Origin of the sequence: Sphingomonas sp. Leaf62 (assembly GCF_001421915.1) — a bacterium.
Lineage (GTDB): Bacteria > Pseudomonadota > Alphaproteobacteria > Sphingomonadales > Sphingomonadaceae > Sphingomonas.
Genome location: NZ_LMLN01000028.1, coordinates 241,865 through 262,696 on the forward strand (window position 1 = coordinate 241,865; position 20,832 = coordinate 262,696).

Here is a 20,832-nt window from a genome sequence, read left to right on the forward strand (position 1 = left end):
GCTTAGGCCCTCACGCTGTCATGAGCCAAAGGCGGCAGTTCGATGTGTCCCCCTGATGGGGCTGGCAGCTCGCGCCGTCCGAAACGAGCATAAAGGGTCGGCAGCACGAACAAGGTGAGCAGGGTTGCGGATATGAGGCCACCGATGACGACGGTCGCCAGCGGCTTTTGCACCTCGGCTCCGGCACCATGACCAAGCGCCATCGGCACGAAGCCAAGCGACGCAACGAGAGCCGTCATCGCAACCGGCCGGAGCCGCGCCAGAGCGCCTTGATGCGCCGCTACCGCACGATCCATGCCTTGCCGCATCAGATCATGGATGGACGACACCATGACCAGCCCGTTGAGAACCGCGACACCTGATAGCGCGATGAAGCCGACTGCCGCTGAAATGGAGAACGGCATGCCCCTTAGCACCAGCGCAAGGATGCCTCCGACCAGCGCCAGCGGAACGCCGGTAAACACGATCAACGCATCCCTGACGGAGCCAAGCGCGCCGTAGAGCAGGAACATGATGACCACGAAGCAGATCGGCACCACAACGCTGAGCCGATCTCGGGCGGATGCCAGGTTCTCGAACTGACCGCCCCATTCGAGATACGTTCCGGGTGGCAATTTCACCTGAGCGTCGATGGCTGACCGGGCATCGGCCACGACACCGGCCACGTCCCGATCGCGCACGTTGGCCTGCACCACGACACGGCGCTTGCCGTTCTCGCGGCTGATCTGATTGGGACCATCGACCACGGCGATATCCGCTACAGTCGATAGCGGTACGAAGCCGCCACTGCCGGTCGGTACCGGCACCTGGGCAACCGCCGTCAGATCGGATCGTGAGCTTTCCGCCATCCGGATCACGACGGGAAAGCGACGATCGCCTTCAAAGATCACGCCAGCCTGTCGGCCGCCAATGGCTGCGGCAACCGTGTCCTGCACGTCACCGGCCGTTACCCCGACGCGGGACATGGCGATACGGTTCGGCCGTATATCGAGCATCGGCAAACCTTCGGTTTGTTCAACCCGCACGTCTGCTGCACCCCGCGTCTTTCGAAGGATGCCGGCGATCCGGTCTGCGGTCGCGTTCATCTCGCCAAAGTCATCGCCAAAGACCTTGATCGCGATATCGCCGCGCACGCCTGCAATCAGCTCGTTGAATCGCATCTGGATTGGCTGGGTGATCTCATAGGCGTTGCCCGGCAGGGTGGAGAGGCGCTTTTCCAGCCGCTCCACCAGCTCTTCCTTGGACAGGCCGGGGTCGGGCCACTCCTTCTTCGGCTTCAGGATGACGAACGTGTCAGTCGCGTTAGGCGGCATTGGGTCCGACGCGATTTCAGACGTGCCGGTGCGGGAGAAGGCGAAACGGACCTCAGGGGCCTTGGCGAGTGCCTTTTCCACCTGGAATTGCATTGCCTGGCTCTGATCGACCGATGTGCCCGGGATGCGGACCGCCTGCACGAGGATGTTGCCCTCATCGAGCTGCGGCAAGAACTCCTGCCCCAATGTCATGAAAGCGGCCCCGGCGAGTGCCAGCGCACCGATCGCGACGCCGATGGTCAGGGTGGGGCGGCGCATTGCCGCATCGAGTCCCGGCTTATAGCGCTGCCGGAGGAACGTGACGACGCGGCTTTCCTTTTCCTCGACCCGCTTGCTGAGCCAGATCGCAATCGCTGCCGGTATGAAGGTCAGCGACAGGATGAAGGCGAACACCAGGGCGATGATGACCGTCAGTGCCATCGGCTCGAACATCTTGCCTTCGACGCCCGTGAAGGTGAGCAACGGCGCATAGACAAGGATGATGATAGCCTGCCCGTACACTGATGGGCGGATCATCTCGCGTGCCGATGCCGCGACAATCCCGAGACGTTGCTCGATCGTCAGCACGTCATCGCGACCATGCTGCGCCTCGCCCAAACGCCGTAATGCGTTCTCCACGATAATGACCGCGCCATCCACGATCAGACCAAAGTCGAGCGCACCAAGGCTCATCAGATTGGCCGAAACGCCCGCTTCCAACATGCCGATGCTGGTCAGCAGCATCGTGATTGGAATGACACAGGCCGCGATCAGCGCCGCGCGGAAATTGCCAAGCAGCGCAAACAGGACGACGATCACCAGCACCGCACCTTCGGCAAGGTTGCGGGCAACCGTCGAAATCGTGGAGTTCACAAGCTCGGTCCGGTTCATCACCGGCTTCACAACCACATCGACCGGCAACGAGCGGCCGATCTGCGTCAGCCGTTCGGCAACGCCAGTCGATACCGTGCGGCTATTTTCCCCGATCCGCATGACCGCGGTCCCAACGACAACCTCATGGCCGTTTTCCGACGCCGATCCCATGCGCAGCCCTTGTCCGGTGCGAACGGCCGCAATCTGGTTGAGCAGGATCGGAACGCTCTCGCGGGTGGCAACGACGGTACGGGCCAGCTCGTCGGCGTTGCGGACACGCCCATCCGATCGAACCGCCAGCCCTTCGCCGTTGCGGTTGACCACGCCCGCGCCCGCGCTGGTATTGCTGCGCTGAAGGGCGGTGGTGAGATCCTGAAGCGTCAGCCGCATCGCTGCCATGCGCTGTACGTCCGGAACGACGAGATATTCCTTGGTGTAGCCACCAAGGGAGTCGACGCCGGCAAGCCCGGCCGTGCTTTTTAGCTGCGGCGTGACGATCCAATCCTGCACAGTGCGCAGGTAGGTCGCCTTGTCGGCGTCACTGACGAGGTGATCCCCCTCGGGGGTGATATAGCTGGCATCGCGTTGCAGGCCGGGTTCGCCGTTGCGGTGATGGACCTGATCCAGCTCGCGGTATTCAACGGTCCACATGAAGATATCGCCCAGGCCCGTGGCGATCGGCCCCATCTCCGGGTTCACGCCTTCGGGGAGGTCTTCCTCGGCGGTTCTCAGGCGTTCGGCGACCTGCGCCCGCGCGAAGTAGATATCGGTCTTTTCACCGAAAACTGCTGTGATCTGGGCAAAGCCATTGCGGCTTAGCGAGCGGGTGTATTCAAGGCCGGGAATGCCCGCGAGCGCGGTTTCGACGGTGAACGCAACCTGCTTCTCGATCTGATCGGGGGACAGGGCAGGAGCGACGACGTTGATCTGCACCTGGTTGTTGGTGATGTCGGGTACGGCGTCGATTGGAAGCTGACGCAGCGCGCCAATCCCGAGCAACGCAGCCGCGATGGTGAGAAGCAGGACGAGCCAGCGCTTCTCGACGGATAGGGTGACGATGCGACCGATCATGGCTCAGTCCTCATCCCCGCCTGCGCCCTTGCCGAGTTCGGCCTTGAGCGTGAAGCTGTTGGTGGAAGCGATGCGCTCCGAGCCGGTAAGGCCTGCCGTTACGGTAACCTGTCCGCCATTGGTGCGGCCAAGTGTCACTGGAATTGCCCGGAAACCTGTCGCCGTCCGGACGAACACAAACGACTTGTCCTCGATCATCTGTACTGCGGCCGATGGTACAGCGACGGTGCGGTCCCCGGTCGCAGGAACGAGGATCGATACGTTGACCGTCTCACCGACGCGCCATGTGCTGCCGGCGTTGTCGAGGGTGGCGATCACCGGCACCAATCGGGTCGTCTCGTCCAGAATGGGGGACGCGAACGTGACGCGTCCCTCCTGACGCCGCCCCGGCGCTGTCACTTCGACACGCACGCCGGGTTTCACCCGACCAGCATCCGTGGGAACGAGTGATGTGGTGACAGTGACCTTCGACAGGTTGGCGACGCGGAACAGCTCTGCATCGGCCGCGACTGCCTGCCCGAGGGTCGCCGATCGCGCGATCACTTGGCCGGCGATCGGCGAGCGGACCGCGATGCGGTTGAGCGCGCCGCCTCCGCTGCCCGTCGCTGACAACTGCTGCTGCGCCAGACGAAGGGCAATGCTGGCCTCCGTTGCGGCCGTTCGCGCCGCGACCAGATCCTGCTCCGGCGAAACGCGTTCGGCGAACAGGCGCTGTTCGCGGCGAAGGTTCGATTGGGCGAGTGCGGAACGCGCGCGCGCAGCCTCTACCTCCGCTTTCAGTGATGCCGCTTCCCGGCTTTCGATGATAGCCAGCGGGTCGCCCCGGCTGACTGACTGCCCGAGATTGCGGGTGAGGGAAACGAGCCGACCGCCTACGGAGGTGGACACAACCTGCACACCCTGAGGATCGCCCTCGATCGTCGCCGATAGCTCGATCGCTCCGGCCACGCCGCCTACTGTAGGACGCGTAACCTCTATCCCGGCATCCGCGATCTGCTGGGCGGACAGGGTAACAATATCCTTTGGGCCCTCCTTGGCTTCGCCGGCCTCGGCACCTTCCGCCTTCTCGGCTCCGGCTTTCTCACCGGCCTCGCTGCTGCCACCCCCGCCGCATCCGGCAAGGAGGATAGCCAGGGTCATAGGCGCGAGCGCCCGCATGATGGTCTTCGTCATTGATTGGTTTCCTCGGGCGAGGGCGCTGCGGCAACGAGCCGTTCGAGGCGTGCCTTGGCGTCGTGATAGGTGGCGAGCGCATCGATCGCGGCGGTTCGTGTTTCGGACAGGGTACGTTCGGCATCCAACAAATCGAGCTGACCGAACTTGCCCTCCCGGTAGCCGATCCGGGCAATCCGAGCGGCTTCGCTTGCCGATGCCAATGCCGGCCCGCTGGCGTTGCGAGCGGTCGTCGCGGCATTCGCGACGTTCGCCTGTGCGCTTGCGATATCCTGCGCGGTATCCAGCTCGGCCGCGCGACGTAGCGCCTGCGCCGAATCGGTCTGCGCCCGCGCCTGCGCCACTGCCGCCTTGCCGTTGTTGAACAGCGGAAACGGGATCGACAGGCCGAACACCGCTGCCACGTCGTTCGTAGCCTCAAGCCGTCGTGCGCTGGCGCTGAGTGTCACGTCGGGAATGCGCTGCGACCTGGCAAGCCGCACCTGGGCCTCTGCCGTTTTTACGTCCGCGCGTGTCGCTGCCAATGCCAGCGTCCCGGCGGTCTCGATCGGCCGCGCTGGACCAAAGCTCTCGACACGGCCGAACCACGCCAAGTCCAACGGTCCTGTGAGGGGTTGGCCGATCCGTCGGGCAAGATTGCTTCGCGCGACCTCGGCAAGCCGCTGCGAGCGCTCCACAGCCGTCTCCGCGTTGATCCGCAATACATCGGCTCGCTGCTGTTCGAGCGGTGATGCTCGCCCCGCCTGAACGCGGACGCCGGCTGCACGCGAAGCCTCGCGGGCGATACCGGCCTGCTGACGGGCGATCACAAGCCGACGCTCCGCTGCTGTCGCCTCGATGTAGAGCTGAGTGACGGCAAGCCGTAGATCAGCCTCAGCCAACGCCGTGCCTATCCGCGCTCGATTACCAATCGCATCCGCGACGGCGATCCGTGCCGATCGTTTGCCACCCAGCTCGATCGGTAGTGCCAATCCTGCTGTTGTCTCGGCGCTGCGAAGGCCGCGATATTGACCGCTACCGGCAATGTTCTCGGTCTCGGCGACGATCGACGGGTTAGGGCGGTAGCCGGCAACCGTGCGGCCTGCCTCTGCTGCCCGGACGGCTGCTGTGGCAGCCTCAAGGCTAGGGGCGGTCGCTCCGGCAAGTGAAAGCGCCTGATCAAGGGTAAGCGGGGGACTGGTCGATGTTGGATCGGCTGACTGCGCCTGCGCGATCGACGCGCATGACGCCACGGCCAATAAGGCCGCAATAAAACGGTGCATGGGAACGGACTCCTGACGAACCTTTGAGCATCCGCACGGGCTTTCCCGGCGAGATTAGGCGTTGGTCAGGCTTGGGGAGGACGTAGGGCTGGGTCCGACGCTACCGGGGCCTTGGGCGCATTGCGCCACACCGACGCATTCATACGAACGCTGCTGGCTGGTCCGGTTGAATCGGACGCGAACGGCACGCCGACATGATGGCCGTGGCAACCGCCATGATGGTGAGGATACGCCTTGTCGGCGTCTGCCGGCACTTGGTCAGCGTCACCGTCGCAATGATCGAGGGAGCTGACCGCTGTGGTATCAATGCACGTCACGCCTTCGGTCGCATGCGCGACTGATCCAAGCCCGAGCATAAGCACGAGCATGAAACTGAGGAACAGGGCGGAAAGGCGGTGCATCGGCCCGCGTCTTAGCAGCTTACCGACTGCCATGTAACGACTGCTCGTAAGTAGCGGGGACGGGTGAGGGCTCGCTACGCATTTCGGCGCGTGCCTGCCGCATGATCTGAACACCGCCCGATATGCCCAACACAGCCATCAAGGTGGCGACGGCAAGATCAGGCCACGCGCTGTTGAGGCCGAACACCCCGCCTGCGGCTAGCACGACGGCAATGTTGCCAATCGCGTCATTGCGCGAGCAAATCCATACTGACCTCATGTTCGCGTCACCGCTTCGGAAGCGGTACAGCATGACCGCGACGACAAGGTTCGCGATCAGCGCGGCGATGCCGACCACACCCATAATGTCGGCATGGGGCGTCGCGTCGTGGAGCGCACCCCATCCCGCCGCGAACAGGACATAGACGCCTAGCAAAGCAAGCGTCGCCCCCTTCAACATCGCAGCGCGTGCGCGCCAGGCTATCGCCATTCCGGCAACACCAAGACTGATTGCGTAGTTCGCGGTGTCACCAAAAAAGTCGAGCGCGTCGGCTTGGAGCGCCTTCGATCCGCCCGTGATGCCGGCTATGATCTCGATAACGAACATGCCGCCATTGACGGCAAGCGCGATCCATAGCGCCCGGCGCCACTTTGGATCGTTGAGAGTACCCGCCTTGTCGGACGCGCAGCTTGTGCAGGCCATGTTCGCCACCTCGATAGAATCGATCTGACAGCCTATATGCACCCTCTAGTCGCTAGAGGGTCAAGCGCTGTGTCTGAGAAACTGACAATCGGAAAATTGGCTGGTGCGACTGGCACGAAGGTCGAAACGATCCGCTACTATGAGCAGATTGGCTTGCTGCCGGCACCTGCGCGATCGGCGGGGAACTATCGGACCTATGAGGGTGCGCACCTGCGCCGCCTGTCCTTCATTCGTCGTGCCCGCGATCTTGGCTTCTCGATCGACCAAGTACGCGAGTTGATGGGGCTTGCCGATCGACGAGATCAGTCCTGCATCGCTGTTGATGTCGTTGCCAATCAACACCGCGACGCGATCAGGCGTAAGATTGCCGATCTCACCGCACTGGCTGGTGAACTCGATGCGCTGATAGATTCCTGTAGCCGGAACACCGTCGCCGACTGTCGGATCATCGAAGCCCTTGCGCCTCCTGAGTAGTCCCATAGGACTTAACGGCTTCGTGTGACGGATCCTTTGCCAGGCGTCGCCAGCAATCATCATATAAGTCGAGGGTTTTGCGATGCCCGCGACACCGCTACCGAGGATCGTGATGCTAAGACAGAAACCCTGATACTTACCCCTGCAGTGAGAAATCGACGGTGTCGTTTGATTGGGTGCCGTATGGTCCTCCTTGGCTGGGACTTCAGCCGGACCAAGGCAACAAATAGCCCCGAATTCTATGGATCATCTATTGATCTAAAAAGGACCGGCCTGGAAGGATGCGCTGGGGGCATACCCAAAAAGCACCGACCGGGACGGCGGTGATCTCGCTTGAGGGCAATAGCGGTATGTAGATCGAGCTTGGGTCCGCGTGTCTGCCCGGCAGCCACTGTGCGGAACTCGTTGTCACATTGATGGAACGACGATAGAACGGCCAGTACTTGGGAGCAGTCGACCAAAGCGCGTCTTCCGAGCGTTGCCGCAACAGACAGCGCGAGATGAGGCATGATGGGGCATCGTACAGGCGAATTAGCGTGACAAAGGCGACTCATTTCGTCGCGCTGCTGCAGAGTCACATCGATGGCGATGACGAGCAGTTTCTCAGTGTCGCGATGCAGGCGGCCGCTAATGAAGCGCGCCTTGGCCATGGCAAGGTCGCTCAGCAGCTGCGCGAGATGGTGGATGATGCCCGAGCACGGGGCAAGACAAAAGCGCGGGCGCATGCCGTTCCCCTTGTTCAGCCTCGTGGCGAGTTGGCGAGTCTGGTCGCTGCCAAATATGTCGATACGCGGCTATCGAGTATGGTCCTCCCAGTTGAGTTGCGAGATCGTCTTCAAAGGGTAATCCTCGAGCAGCGGCAGGTGCATCGCTTGCGCCAGCATGGTTTGCAGCCGCGCCGCAAGCTTCTGCTCATAGGCCCGCCTGGAGCAGGTAAGACGATGACCGCGGCAGCCATCGCCGGCGAGCTTAAGCTTCCATTGTTTTCGGTCCTCTTGGACGGGCTGCTAACAAAGTTCATGGGCGAGACAGCCTCGAAGCTTCGCACGGTCTTTTCAGCGATGACCGAGACTAGAGGCGTTTATTTCTTTGACGAGTTCGATGCGATTGGAGCACGCCGTGGCGAACGCAACGATGTAGGAGAAATCCGGCGCGTTCTAAACTCCTTTCTGCAGTTCTTGGAAGAGGATGACAGCGAAGGATTGATCGTTGCTGCGACCAACCATCCCGAGCTCTTGGACCCAGCGCTCTTCCGGCGCTTCGACGACGTGATTGAATACACCCTGCCAGACGCGCAGGTAGCTCGGGCGATCCTTGAAGCTCGGCTATCGGCCTTCGACACGGCTTCCGTGTCTTGGGAAGACGCAACCGAAGGGGTTGATGGGCTAAGTCAGGCAGACCTTTCTCGTGTTGCGGACGAAGCAGCAAAAAGGACGTTGCTCGCAGGGCGTGACGGTGTGGAGACAGCGGATCTTTTCGCTGCGATCGCTGAGCGGAAGGCGGCGGCTCGTCGGTAAGAATGGCAGACGAACAAGCGCGGCCGCATCCGCATATCTATCTTCGGGGTACAGGCACGCGGCGGGGTTACACAGCCTACCAGGCGGGCGGTGATGGCGGCGGTGGACTGCCGCAGCGCGATCGGGTTGGCCATGCAAATGCCCTAACCCAAGCCCTGACGGCGGTTGTGCAGCAAGGCGAGACGGTCCTCGCAAACCGGGACGCGAATATCGCTGCTGGAGAAAAAGGCTTCTATGTCGAGTTCACTCTGCCTTCGGGCCAGGCGGACATCGTCGACAAGCTGGAGAACCGACGGGGCCGCTTTCCGATTGAACTAGTGAACGTGCACCCGGCGGAGGAGGGGCAGGTTTCGGCAACCGTGTTCGTTCCCGAGGCGCAGAAGGACTATTACCTTAGAAAAGTTGCGGCCTATCGTGACGACGACAATGTCACCTACAAAACACACGACGACGGCTCCGTCGAAGAGCTTCGCAAGCCAAAAAATCAGCGCCTCATCGCGTCGATCGAAACCGCGCGTTTAGCGGTCGCTCGATCCTTCTACACCGACCAGGCTAACTTGTTTCCCGCGCCGGGGGGCGAGGCCTGGTGGGAGGTGTGGGTTCGCAAAGGAACAAAGGGGTCGTTCGACAAGGCCGCGCAGGCGCTTGGCATGGTCACACGCGAGCATACCCTCGAGTTCGCTGAACGTGATGTGGTTATCGCTAAAGGTACGCCTGAGCAGCTCGGACGAGTGATCGCCAACACTGACAGCGTTGCCGAGCTCCGTCTCGCGCGAGACACGCCCTCGCTTTTTATGGGCATGGATGGTGCTGAGCAACGAACGTGGAGCGCAGATCTAGCAAAGCGGCTCGTGCCGATCGATGACGAAGCCCCGGCCGTATGCCTGCTAGATTCCGGTACGACCATCAACCATCCTTTGATCAAACCTTACCTTCTACCTGTTGATCAGCAGGCATTCGACGCCGCTTGGAATGCTGAGGATGTCAGTGCACAAGGTCACGGAGGTCACGGTACGCAGATGTCGGGGACATCGCTGTACGGCGACCTTATGGAAGTACTTGATGGGACCGGGCCGATCGTCGTCCGGCACCGGTTGGAGTCAGTAAAGATCCTGCCGGATCACGGCGCCAATGCCCCGGATTTATATGGTGCAATCACTGCTCAGGCGATTGCGCGAGCAGAGATTGCTGCGCCAAATCGACCAAGAGCTATCTGTCTAGCGGTTACAAGCCTAGGCGATCACGGTCGCGGCCGACCATCGGCATGGTCGGCCAAGCTAGATGCGATCACCTTTGGTCGCGACGAGGTGCAACGCTTCATTGCGGTCGCTGCTGGCAATATCCGCGAGGCGATCGTTGCGGCAGACTATCCAGCACGCAACGATACAATGCCGATCGAAAATCCGGCTCAAGCATGGAATGCGTTGACTGTTGGAGCGTACACTGAGCGCACGCTCATTTCGGATCCGACTTATGCCGGCTGGAATGCGCTTGGTGCCGCCGGTGACATCATGCCGCGGAGCCGAACCTCCGTCAGCTGGATTCGAGAATGGCCTTTGAAGCCCGATGTTGTGTTCGAGGGCGGAAACATAGGCCATGATCCAGCGACGGGGCAGGGCGATCATGTTGATGACCTCGCCTTACTGACCACATATCGCACGATCGCCGAGCGACCTTTCACGACAACCGGTGACACCAGCGCGGCTACTGCGCTTGCCGCCCGAATGGCGGCACAGATCATGGCGGAAAAGCCAACATTGTGGCCGGAGACGGTACGCGGTCTCATCGTTCACTCCGCAGAGTGGACCGATGCTATGCGTGCCAATCAGAACACCATTGGCAAGCCTGCTCTTGTGCGTCGCTACGGCTTTGGCGTTCCTTCCTTAGTGCGTGCTCTCGGCAGCCTCGATCACGATCTAACTATTGTTACCGAAGACGAGATCGTGCCATTCAAGATGAAGGGTGGAGCAGCGATTACGGACGAGTTGGCAGTCCACCAGCTTCCGTGGCCGAGAGGCGCACTGCTCGCACTTGATCCTGCGACGCTTGTCCAACTGCGAATAACCTTGAGCTATTTCATAGAGCCTAACCCTGGTGAGCGGGGATTGTCACGACGTCACGTTTACGCAAGCCATGGATTACGCTTCGACCTAAAGCATGCGGATGACTCACTAGATACTTTTATTCGACGTAGAACGTCTGAGGCAGGTGCTCGACCTGCAAGGCGCGCGGCGTCGGATGCCGGCTGGACTATCGGTCCTCAGTTGCGAAATAGAGGATCGTTGCACGCCGATATTTGGGAAGGCACCGCGACGGAGCTTGCCGCTCGTGACGCGATCATCGTCTATCCAACAGGGGGGTGGTGGAGAGAAAATGTTGCGAAGGGCCATGCGGGGGAGGCGGTACGATATAGCCTGATCGCGAGCATCCGCGCGGCACCAGGAACAGAACTGTACACCGAGGTTACTGCCCAAGTCGCGCCTGAGGTCGCCATCGAGATCTAGCGGCGACGCTAGATGCAGCGGCGCGCAAACATAGCGGCCGCTCGCAATCAAGATTTCGTGCTTACATTATCCGTTGCGGGTGGATACCAACGGCGGGTTCCGCTTTTGCGTTTGGCTGTCCCATTTCTCCGTTTCCACAGGGCCATTTCGGGAAAGAGCAATCGGGAACACATTTCGGGAAACGGCTGCTTCCATGCCAACCAGCGGACCCTGCAAACGTCAGCCGTCCCAACCATCCTTCCTAATCGGGAATGTCGGATCGGCCGCTCCCGGCGCAGTCTCAGACGCTCATGCACCTAGTGCTGATGGTCCTCGTTGAGGCCAAACGAACGGAAGTGAGCCAAGCACAAACCCGAGAAATGTCGCCTGGAGCGGCACGGCCAAGCCGAATGCGGGAATCTTCAAAACGACCAAGGCATAGGTGTTAGCTATCACGTCAGTAAGCATGACTGCTGCCGCCAAAAGCAGGCCACACCGCCTAAGTCGCGATAAAAGCAATGTGATCGTAAGTAGGTCTAAAAGTACTAATCACGTCCAGAAAGCCTCAAGTAGTGGTGGTCCCCAACTATAAGGCCGCCAACCATATGCCATAAAATCGCGCGCATGGTTGAACGCGCCTATTCCGAAGCAGGCTGAATAAAGCCCAAGTACGATCCGAGAGCGGACGGCAGGGTACAGTTCCATGGGAAGCACGGTATATATTTAGTCGGCGGCTTGCCAAGCGGCGTGGATAAAATCGGCTGGTCAGCAGCCAAGACAGACCCGATCATTCCGATATTCGATCCTCGTGAGAACGCCTCGGCTGTCTCGCTGGCCGTTCCCAAGTGGCATTGTACGTCCCGTATCTACGGAAGTAGGGCTATCTTATGATCAAACGAACCGGCTGCACGTCGGCGGAGGCGCTGTCGATCGCCAAAGCTGACCGTCGCACACCGATGCACCCGGGTACTGCCGACAGCCTGAACTTCAGGAGCGTCAAAAACCGGGAAAAGCCCCTTTGATCGTCGTTTCAGCGGACGGTGTAAAAACGGCACATCTTAAAAGCCCGCCATAGCTAAATGCGATTACTCAGGCTGATGTCCCCAACCGAGTAATCGTCAACCTGTCGATCGCCATCCCGTCATCCTCATTGCCATCCGACGCGCCACTGGTGGTGATAAGGCGGGCATTCCGGAGTTCGATAGCTGCTGCCTTGATCGTCGGCTCGTCTAGGCCGGTTGCGTCTTCAATATCGGGTCCATCCATGGCGACCTTGGTCTTCAAAAGATTGAGAATCCTTTGGGCGGGAGCTGAAAACATGAGTTATCCTTTACGGGTCGCGCTCTGCACAAAGTCGTCATCCCGAAACTAATGGTTGCCGTCACAACGTCCAGAATTATCGACGCCAGCTCGGCGGAGGAGGTGTGCCACGTGGCACATCCTTATCCGGTTATGGCGAGGACCTTGCATGTTCTTGGGCTTCTCTGACAGCGACAGTGCGCTTCACCAACTGGCAGCGCTCTGTCAGCGTTGCCACATGATTTACGACGGTCCCGAGCATCGCCGTCGACGTTAGATGAACGCGCATTACAGGCGTGCGCTCGGCAATCTGTTCTACGGCCCATACGCGCACGCGCCGTAGCCCGGCTCCGCGGCGCACAGCCAAACGCGCTTGGCAGCATTCCTAGGGAGAACCTTATCCACATGAGTCTCGAGTCTGACGCTTGACCAAACGGTTCTGGTAAGGAACATAAAGGGAACAGGTAGAGTCTAGACATCATGATCACCGCCCTCGAGTCCCTGCCGACCACCATCGCCCACCTGCGGACGATCGCCACGCCGGTGGTGGATCACCGCATCATGCCGTTCGGTATCCCCGCGCTCGACGATCGGCTCGCGAGCCGAGGCCTTCGGGCCGGCGCGCTGCATGAGGTCGCCGCACAAAGCTGTTCGATGGTCGACGATGCCGCAGCAACGCTGTTCCTGGCAGGTATTGCGGCGCGAGAGGCGGCTCACACAGGCGGACCGGTGCTATGGGTGAGCTGTCGCAACGATCTCTATGCACCTGGCCTCGAGCAGGCGGGCTTGGCGCCTGCCGACCTGATCCATGCACAACCCCATGACGATGCGGCCTTACTGGCCGTCGTCGAGGACGCGGTGCGCGACGGAACACCGTCGGCGGTGATCGCCGAGGTAAGCCGGATGTCGATGGTGGCGACCCGGCGCCTGCAATTGGTCGCGGCCGATGCCGACATTCCCGTTCTCGTCCTGCGACGCCGGCGTAATCGTGACCAGGATCCACTCGCCGAGCCGTCTGCTGCCTGGACGCGTTGGCGGATCGCCAGTGCGCCGTCCGAACGCCTGGGTGTTGCCGGCGTCGGCCGATCGCGGTGGCAGGTCGAAGTCGCACGGCAGCGTAGCGGCGAAGCATTTTCGATGATTTTGGAGGGCTGCGATGAGACGGGTTGTCTCGCTGTTCCTGCCGCACTTGGCCATCGAACGGCTGAGACGGCTGGACCGGCACGCTACGCGGCCGCCTGAGCGGCCAGCCCTTCAGCTTCCCGTCGACGACGATCCCGGTCCGTGTTCGGTACCGCGGGGCGGCGGGTGGCGGCCGGGTGCGCGCTGGGCACGCGCTGACCTGCCGACCAGGCAAGATGTCGATGGCCAGATCGCAGCGCTGCCTGCGCATGCCAAGCCGCCCATGCGCGAACTTGGCCGACGCTCGGAAGCGGCGAACCATCCGTTCCACGGACCAGCGCCAGCCGACAGTCACGACAGGGTCGCGGCGACCGTTGTTGCGTTCCACAGGGCGCCGCTGGCGCTGGTCGGCAAGGTTGGGCGGCGCGAAGAGGTCGTGGCCGCCTGCGATGGCGCAGCCGCGTTGGGGATCACGATCGGAATGGCCGCGACCCATGCGCGCGCACTGGTGTCCGATCTCGACATCCGACCGTCCGATACGGAGGCGGATGCCGCGTTACTGGACCGCCTCGCGCTACGCGCGGTGCGCCGCTGGTCGCCGATCGCCGCAGCCACACCGCCCGACGGGCTGTGGCTCGACCTGACCGGCTGCGCGCATCTCCATGGCGGCGAAGAGCGGTTCTGCCGGCGTCTGCGCGCATTTTGCCAGCGTGCCGGGTTCACCGCGCGAGTGGCGGTCGCAGACACGCCGGGCGCGGCACACGCTGTTGCCCGGTTCGGGCCTGCCGACATCGCGATCGTGCCCACAGGGCGGACGGTTGACACGCTCAGCGGCCTACCGGTCGCGGCCTTGCGCCTAGCAGGCACCGCGCTCGTTGCCGCCCGCAAGTTCGGCTTCGAACGCGTCGCCGATCTTCTACCGGTCGCGCGCGGGCCTTTGGCACGCCGGCTCGGGTTGGCTGCGATCACGCGGCTCGATCAGGCACTCGGCGCGGTCGCCGAACCCATCACGCCGCGCACCAACGAGGTCATGCCGATCGTCGAACGCCGATTGCTCGAACCGATCGTCACCGCGGACGCGATTGCGCAGGTCATGGAGGATCTTCTCGGCGACATGGCCGAACTGCTGCGTGCGAAAGGGCTCGGCGTACGATCGCTACGGCTCGGTGGGTTGCGCGTCGATGGCAGCGAACAGGTCGTCGCGGTCGGCACCTCACGCCCGACGCGTGAGGTCTCGCACCTGTTGCGGCTCATGAAGCTCAGGATCGAACGGATCGATCCAGGCTTGGGGCTCGAGCAATTCTACCTGGCAGCGCCGCATACCGAGCCGCTCGACGCGGTCGATCTCGGCGCGGTTCTCGCCGGTGAGGTTCTCGTGCGCGATCCCGCCCGTCTCGTCGATGTCGTGGCCGGCCGTATCGGCGCTGACGCTGTGTTCCGGATCGCGCCCGTTGAAAGTCACGTGCCCGAGCGCGCCGTTATGCGGGCCGATCCAGTGGTGGCGCCCGCGGGCTGGCCGAAATGGCGACGACCGACGCGCCTGCTGGCCAGACCTGAACCGCTGTGGGGCGTCATCGCGCTGATGCCCGATCAGCCGCCCCGGCGGTTCGAATGGCGCGGCCGGCCGCACAAGGTGGTTGCTGGCGACGGCCCCGAGCGGATCCACGGCGAGTGGTGGCGCCGTGACGCGGAAGTGTGGGCGGTTCGCGACTATTACCGCGTCGAGGACGAGACAGGCGGTCGCTACTGGGTGTTCCGGCGTGGGGACGGATTCGTCGAGGATACCGGCGATCTCAGCTGGTGGATGCACGGCGTGTTCGCATGACCGACTATGTCGAGCTCCAGGTCCTGACGCATTTTTCGCTACTCCGCGGCGCATCGAGCCCCGAGGAGCTGTTCGCGGCTGCGGCGCTGCTCGGCTATCCCTCGATCGGGGTCAGCGACATCGGCACCGTCGCGGGCGTGGTGCGCGCCTGGGAAGCGCAGAAGGCGACGGGCGTTCGCTCGATCGCCGGCACACGCGTCAATCTGTTCTGCGGGCGGCAGTTGCTGCTGTACCCGACCAATCGCCCCGCCTGGTCGCGTCTGACGCGTCTGCTGACGGTGGGCAAGAAGCGGGCGGGGAAGGGCGGGTGTCTTCTCCACTGGCATGACCTCGAACCCTGGTCGGAGGGCATGATCGCCATCCTGCTGCCGGTTGAGCCGGACGAGGAGAATCTGGCGGCGCTCGCCGACCTGAAGACAGTCTATGGCCGTCGCGGGTACATGGCGCTGTTCCAACGGCGTCGGCCGGACGATGCCGTGCGGATCGACGCGCTGGCGCGGCAGGCAGGTGGCGCTGGCGTTCGCGCGGTGGTGACGGGTGATGTCCTCTACCACGCGCCCGAAGCACGGTTGTTGCAGGACGTGGTGACGGCCGTGCGCGAGAAATGCACTGTCGACGAGCTCGGCTACCGGCGCGAGGTCAATGCCGACCGTGCGCTCAAATCCCCCGACGAGATGGTCCGGCGGTTCAAGGCGTATCCCGATGCGCTGCGTGCCAGCACCGATATCGCCCGTCTGTGCACCTTCGATCTGGGTGAGCTTGCCTATCAGTACCCGCATGAGCGGCTAATCGACGGGCTGACCGCGCAAGAGGCGCTGCAAAAACTGGCGGAAGACGCCGTCGACGTAATGTTCAACGGTACGGTGCCGGCTGCCTATACCGAGCAGATCGCGCATGAGATGCGGCTGATCGGTGAGCTTGGCTATGCGCCGTATTTCCTGACGGTTTACGCGATTGTCCGCGAAGCCCGCCGGCGCGGGATCCTGTGCCAGGGCCGTGGCTCGGCCGCCAACAGCTGCGTCTGCTTCGTGCTCGGCGTCACCTCGATCGACCCAATTAAGCACGAACTGCTGTTCGAACGGTTCGTATCGGGGGAGCGCCGCGAGCCCCCCGATATCGACGTCGACTTTGAGCATGAGCGACGCGAAGAGATCATCCAGTGGATCTATGAGACCTATGGCCGCAATCACTCGGCATTGACCGCGGTGGTCACACGCTACCGGGCGCGCGGCGCCGTCCGCGACGTCGGCAAGGCGCTTGGCCTGCCCGAGGACCTGACCTCGTCATTGGCCGGCCAAGTGTGGGGCTGGTCAGCCGAGGGCGTCGGCGAAAAGCAGGTCAACGAATTGAACCTCGACATTGGCGATCGCCGCCTGCGCCTCACGCTCGAGCTTGCCCGTAAGCTCATCGGCGTACCGCGCCATATGAGCCAGCATCCAGGCGGCTTCGTCCTCACCCATGACCGTCTCGACGATCTCGTCCCGATCGAACCCGCGGCGATGGAAGATCGGCAGATCATCGAATGGGACAAGGACGACATCGATGCGCTGAAGTTCATGAAGGTCGACGTGCTGGGTCTCGGTATGCTCGGCTGCATGAACCGCGCCTTCAACATGCTCGAGGCAGACAAGGGGCTGCGGGTCGGTCTGGCCGATCTGCAAGATGACGATCCCGACGTCTATGCGATGATCTCGAAGGCCGACACGCTCGGCACCTTCCAGATCGAGAGCCGGGCGCAGATGAGCATGCTGCCGCGCATGAAGCCGCGGCGCTTCTACGACCTCGTCATCCAGGTCGCGATCGTACGACCGGGACCGATTCAGGGCGACATGGTCCATCCCTATCTGCGACGGCGCGAAGGGCTGGAGAAACCGGAATACCCGCGACCTGAGCTGCGCGCGGTGCTGGAAAAGACGCTCGGCGTGCCGCTGTTCCAGGAACAGGCGATGAAGGTCGCTATCGTCGGTGCCGGGTTCACGCCGGCTGAAGCCGATCAGCTGCGCCGCGCCATGGCAACGTTCAAATTCACAGGCGGCGTGTCGCACTTCAGCGAAAAGCTCATCGGGGGCATGGTCGAGCGTGGCTACCCGCGTGAGTTTGCCGAGCGCACCTTCCGGCAGCTTGAAGGCTTCGGGTCCTACGGCTTCCCCGAGAGCCACGCCGCCTCGTTCGCCAAGATTTCCTACGCATCGTCGTGGATGAAGCATCATCACCCGGACGTATTCTGCGCGAGTCTCATGAACGCGCAGCCGATGGGGTTCTACGCACCCGCCCAGATCGTGCGCGATGCGCGCGAGCATGGCGTCGTGGTTCGCCCCCCTTGCGTCAACACGAGCCGCTGGGATTGCACGCTGGAGCCGTATGGCGGGCGGTACCTCGCGGTACGGCTGGGTCTCAGGCAGATCCGCGGCCTGTCGAACGCGGACGGTGCAAAGATCGTCGGCGCACGCGAGCTGATCGCGTTCGAAAGCGTGGAAGACGTATGGCGGCGATCGGGCGTGCAGCGCGCCGCGATCGAGAAGCTCGCGGACGGCGATGCCTTTCATAGCTTTGGCGCCGATCGTCGGCAGGGCCTGTGGAAGGTGAGGGGGCTCGGCGAAGCGCCGCTGCCACTGTTCGCCGCGGCCGATCGCGCCGACCAGGCCGTCAGTGCGGAAGGGATCGAGCCTGATGTCGAACTGCGCCCACTGACCGATGGTCGCGAGGTGATCGAGGACTACCGCGCGCTGCAACTTTCGCTGCGCGCGCATCCGCTGACCTTCGTCCGTGATGAATTGGCGCGGCGTGGTGTCACCAAATGCGCGGACCTCGCGACTATCCGCGACGGACGGCATGTCGAGGTCGCCGGCATCATCCTCGTCCGTCAGAAGCCGGGGTCTGCCAAAGGCGTTCTGTTCATCACGATCGAAGACGAGACCGGGATCGCCAACGGCATCCTGTGGCCCGATCGGTTCGAGCGCCAACGCCGTACCGTCATGTCCGCGTCGATGATCGGCATGAAGGGCAGGGTGCAGAAGGAAGGTGAGGTCATCCACGTCATCTGCGACCGGATCATCGACCACGGCGATCTGCTGCACTGGGTCGGCGAGATGTCGTTCCCCCACCGGACCGGCCGCGGTGACGGTGCGAAGCATGCCGGCTCCCCCGACCGCGGCGACAAGGGCTGGAGCCCGGGCCCGCGCAACTCCTACTGGCCGCCCCATGCGGACGGCATGGATCCGGAAGCCGTCGTGAAGTTCAAATCTCACGACTTTCATTGATGGCCAAGCTCGTCCGTCATCAACGCGTTGTCATCGCGCTATCGGTGCATATTTTGCGCGGCGGTGTGGCGCGCTGCTCGGACGCACGCGTCGATGTCGTAGAGATTCGGTTGGCGCTGCGCTGTCTGCTGCCGCACTGCCCGGAACGCTGGCCGCTCGAACTCTACTGGGACGCCGCCCGGCAGGAGAACGAGATCGGCAGGGCACAGGGTGTGACCGCGGCGTTCAACGGGATCGTCCGCCAGCTGCGCCGCGCCGGCTGTTATGAAGAGGTAATCGAACCGTGAGTATGCGACTACCGCGAGCAGCCGTTGCTCGCGTTCCCGACGGCACGCGGATCGTCAGCGTCGAGCGCATGTCGCGGGCGTTCACCAAATATCATCTCGATGACGGACGTGCGCTGCACCGGTTCAAGATGGAAGAGCCACACGCGACGCCGCATGACCACCCCTGGAGCTTCGACACCGAGATCCTTGATGGCGGGTATGTCGAAGAGGTGTTCAATCTGGATCCGAGCGGCGGTTGGCGCAGTGAATTGGTTCACCGGCCCCCTGGCGAAACCTACCACGTCGATGCCGCGCACATTCACCGCATCGTCGAGCTGCCAACCGGCGAGTGCTGGACTCTCGTTCGGGCTGGTCTCCACACTCGGGAAACCCGGTTCTGGCGGTTCGGAGATATGGTTCAGTCTCGGGCCTGGCATGAGCGACGGTGGACGCGCTTCGGATAAGCCGTCACGGGCCGTCGAACCGCAATGTTCAAGTCGGTATTCGTCGCGGAAGGACATCGCTTGCGCGCCGCGATTCTCGGATACGGCTCCCGGGAACGAAGCCGTTCTTCGGATTGGGCTTGTTTGAGCGCTGACGAATTTTAGCGGCTAAAAACTGAGTTCGGCGGAGTCCGCGGTCGCAACGGCATTGGCGGATTGTATCGGTTAGATAATCGATGCGAATTTACCGTTCATTCCATCCCTGTGATCCGAAATTAAACGAAAGTCTTTGTACGTTACTTATTGGGGGCGGAGCGCCCTTTTTCCAAAAAAATTCCATTTTCTGTTTGTCGTCCAAATGGTTGTCATTGATGACAGCGCGGACGGCTTGGATAAATTGACCATGACTAAAAACGTATACCAGCGCGTCGGGCGGTAAGGTCGAAAGCCTTCCAAGCGCCGTTTCGGCGCGGCGAAGCAGCGTTGCAAAACTTTCTGCACCTTCTCCATCGCAATACGTCGGGTCGGCGGCGCTCCAGAAGCGCTCCAAATAAGGCATCCTCGTAGAGCTGAGGGTTCCGTTCCATTGAGAAGGTTGAAGGTAAGTGAATTCTTCGATCGGCCAAACTTCAACTGGAACGCCGTGGAACCGCTCGATCGTAGGTGCTGCCGTCTGCTGAGTGCGAAGGTATGGCGAAGTGACTATCAGCGACGGTGTTTCATCCCACACCGCGGCAACATCACGGGCCTGCTGCCAACCAAGGTCGGTGAGCTCGATCAAGGAAAGGTCGTCGCTTGGCATTCCGGCATTTCCGGTGCTCTGACCATGCCGCACAAATGTCGCTCGCACGTGAAAATATGCCCTCTGCAGATGAAGTCATATTCATACAGGGCATCGGGCCGTTGCCCATAGTGTCTGTTTCTGCGATCTACGATGTGCGGCACGGTCAATCCCGTCCGTGGGGCGTCGTAACCCCGTTGAAGGCGTAGTCCGGTCGAGTTTCTCGGCCGGGTGGCTGCCGCGTATGTCCAAGGCTCCGCTCAAAGGCGGCAGCGCCTTGTGCTACGCGCGGGGTTACGAACACCCGGCTTCGGACCGGGGCCTCTGTATGTGCAGGAGGCGCGTTTGTTGAAATTGCCAAATAGCGAAGTTGACTTTGATGCTGTCGCGAGTCGCCTGTCGGCGATGCTTGGAGTGCTAGAAGTGGAGTTCGGCCTCAATCGATTTGAGGGCGCCATGGCTGCCATGCTCGTAGGCGCGAGCGACGTAGGACTCGCTGAGGTCAAGATCATGCAGAAGGTTCTTCGGGATTATGCGGCGATCGCTTCAGCCGCCGAACGAGATGCAAAAAAGCGAGGACGGGAGACCGTGTCTTGCGCCGCGTAAAG

General features: G+C 62.2%; 15 protein-coding genes. 8 read left to right on the forward strand and 7 right to left on the reverse strand.

From position 1 onward, the window contains the following. Positions 1-2 precede the first annotated feature (2 nt). The 4 genes from ASE91_RS12575 to ASE91_RS12590 all read right to left on the reverse strand — a co-directional run bounded on the left by ASE91_RS12575 (position 3) and on the right by ASE91_RS12590 (position 6,754). A complete protein-coding gene (locus ASE91_RS12575; RefSeq protein WP_056626657.1) occupies positions 3-3,236 on the reverse strand; it encodes an efflux RND transporter permease subunit in 3,234 nt (1,077 codons plus the stop codon). Positions 3,237-3,239: 3 nt separating this feature from the next. Then, the gene (locus ASE91_RS12580; RefSeq protein WP_055817247.1) at positions 3,240-4,409 is read right to left on the reverse strand and encodes an efflux RND transporter periplasmic adaptor subunit; all 1,170 of its coding nucleotides are present in this window, start codon (positions 4,407-4,409) and stop codon (positions 3,240-3,242) included. Further along, the gene (locus ASE91_RS12585; protein ID WP_055817244.1) at positions 4,406-5,671 is read right to left on the reverse strand and encodes a TolC family protein; all 1,266 of its coding nucleotides are present in this window, start codon (positions 5,669-5,671) and stop codon (positions 4,406-4,408) included. The genes ASE91_RS12580 and ASE91_RS12585 overlap by 4 nt, the downstream gene beginning before the upstream one ends. Positions 5,672-6,091: 420 nt before the next feature. Beyond that, positions 6,092-6,754, reverse strand: coding sequence for a cation transporter (locus ASE91_RS12590; protein WP_055817241.1), 663 nt, complete (start codon positions 6,752-6,754; stop codon positions 6,092-6,094). 69 nt (positions 6,755-6,823) lie between these two features. On the opposite strand from ASE91_RS12590, the gene ASE91_RS18925 reads away from it, so the two are divergent. The 3 genes from ASE91_RS18925 (at position 6,824) to ASE91_RS12605 (ending at position 11,249) form a co-directional block, all read left to right on the forward strand. After that, a complete protein-coding gene (locus ASE91_RS18925; RefSeq protein ID WP_235513447.1) occupies positions 6,824-7,228 on the forward strand; it encodes a MerR family transcriptional regulator in 405 nt (134 codons plus the stop codon). Positions 7,229-7,764: 536 nt separating this feature from the next. Further along, positions 7,765-8,745: an AAA family ATPase gene (locus ASE91_RS12600; RefSeq protein ID WP_055817233.1), complete on the forward strand. Its 981-nt coding sequence runs from the start codon at positions 7,765-7,767 to the stop codon at positions 8,743-8,745. A gap of 2 nt (positions 8,746-8,747) precedes the next feature. Continuing rightward, entirely contained in the window at positions 8,748-11,249 is a 2,502-nt protein-coding gene (locus tag ASE91_RS12605; RefSeq protein WP_056626661.1) for a S8 family peptidase, read from the forward strand. Between the two features lie 1,068 nt (positions 11,250-12,317). On the opposite strand, the gene ASE91_RS12610 is transcribed toward ASE91_RS12605, so the two are convergent. Next, a complete protein-coding gene (locus tag ASE91_RS12610) occupies positions 12,318-12,548 on the reverse strand; it encodes a hypothetical protein (RefSeq protein ID WP_056626664.1) in 231 nt (76 codons plus the stop codon). Between the two features lie 459 nt (positions 12,549-13,007). Here ASE91_RS12610 and ASE91_RS12615 point away from each other — a divergent pair, with 459 nt between their 5' ends. From ASE91_RS12615 to ASE91_RS12630, 4 genes are all read left to right on the forward strand, one after another. Continuing rightward, a complete protein-coding gene (locus tag ASE91_RS12615) occupies positions 13,008-13,769 on the forward strand; it encodes an ImuA family protein (protein WP_235530470.1) in 762 nt (253 codons plus the stop codon). A gap of 277 nt (positions 13,770-14,046) precedes the next feature. Beyond that, on the forward strand, positions 14,047-15,474 hold the full coding sequence (locus ASE91_RS12620) for a Y-family DNA polymerase (RefSeq protein WP_056627184.1): 1,428 nt from the start codon (positions 14,047-14,049) through the stop codon (positions 15,472-15,474). Further along, positions 15,471-18,734, forward strand: a complete 3,264-nt coding sequence (locus ASE91_RS12625; protein WP_056626666.1) for an error-prone DNA polymerase — start codon at positions 15,471-15,473, stop codon at positions 18,732-18,734. The genes ASE91_RS12620 and ASE91_RS12625 overlap by 4 nt, the downstream gene beginning before the upstream one ends. Further along, positions 18,734-19,021: a hypothetical protein gene (locus ASE91_RS12630; RefSeq protein ID WP_056626668.1), complete on the forward strand. Its 288-nt coding sequence runs from the start codon at positions 18,734-18,736 to the stop codon at positions 19,019-19,021. The genes ASE91_RS12625 and ASE91_RS12630 overlap by 1 nt, the downstream gene beginning before the upstream one ends. A gap of 8 nt (positions 19,022-19,029) precedes the next feature. Here the strand turns inward: ASE91_RS12630 and ASE91_RS19670 are convergent, their stop codons facing one another. Continuing rightward, positions 19,030-19,521 (reverse strand): hypothetical protein, encoded by a 492-nt coding sequence (locus ASE91_RS19670; RefSeq protein ID WP_156357821.1) that lies wholly within the window; start codon positions 19,519-19,521, stop codon positions 19,030-19,032. 166 nt (positions 19,522-19,687) lie between these two features. Then, positions 19,688-20,293 (reverse strand): histidine phosphatase family protein, encoded by a 606-nt coding sequence (locus ASE91_RS18930; RefSeq protein ID WP_082454007.1) that lies wholly within the window; start codon positions 20,291-20,293, stop codon positions 19,688-19,690. Positions 20,294-20,569: 276 nt separating this feature from the next. Here ASE91_RS18930 and ASE91_RS12640 point away from each other — a divergent pair, with 276 nt between their 5' ends. Next, a complete protein-coding gene (locus ASE91_RS12640) occupies positions 20,570-20,830 on the forward strand; it encodes a hypothetical protein (RefSeq protein WP_156357822.1) in 261 nt (86 codons plus the stop codon). The last annotated feature ends 2 nt before the right edge of the window (positions 20,831-20,832 follow it).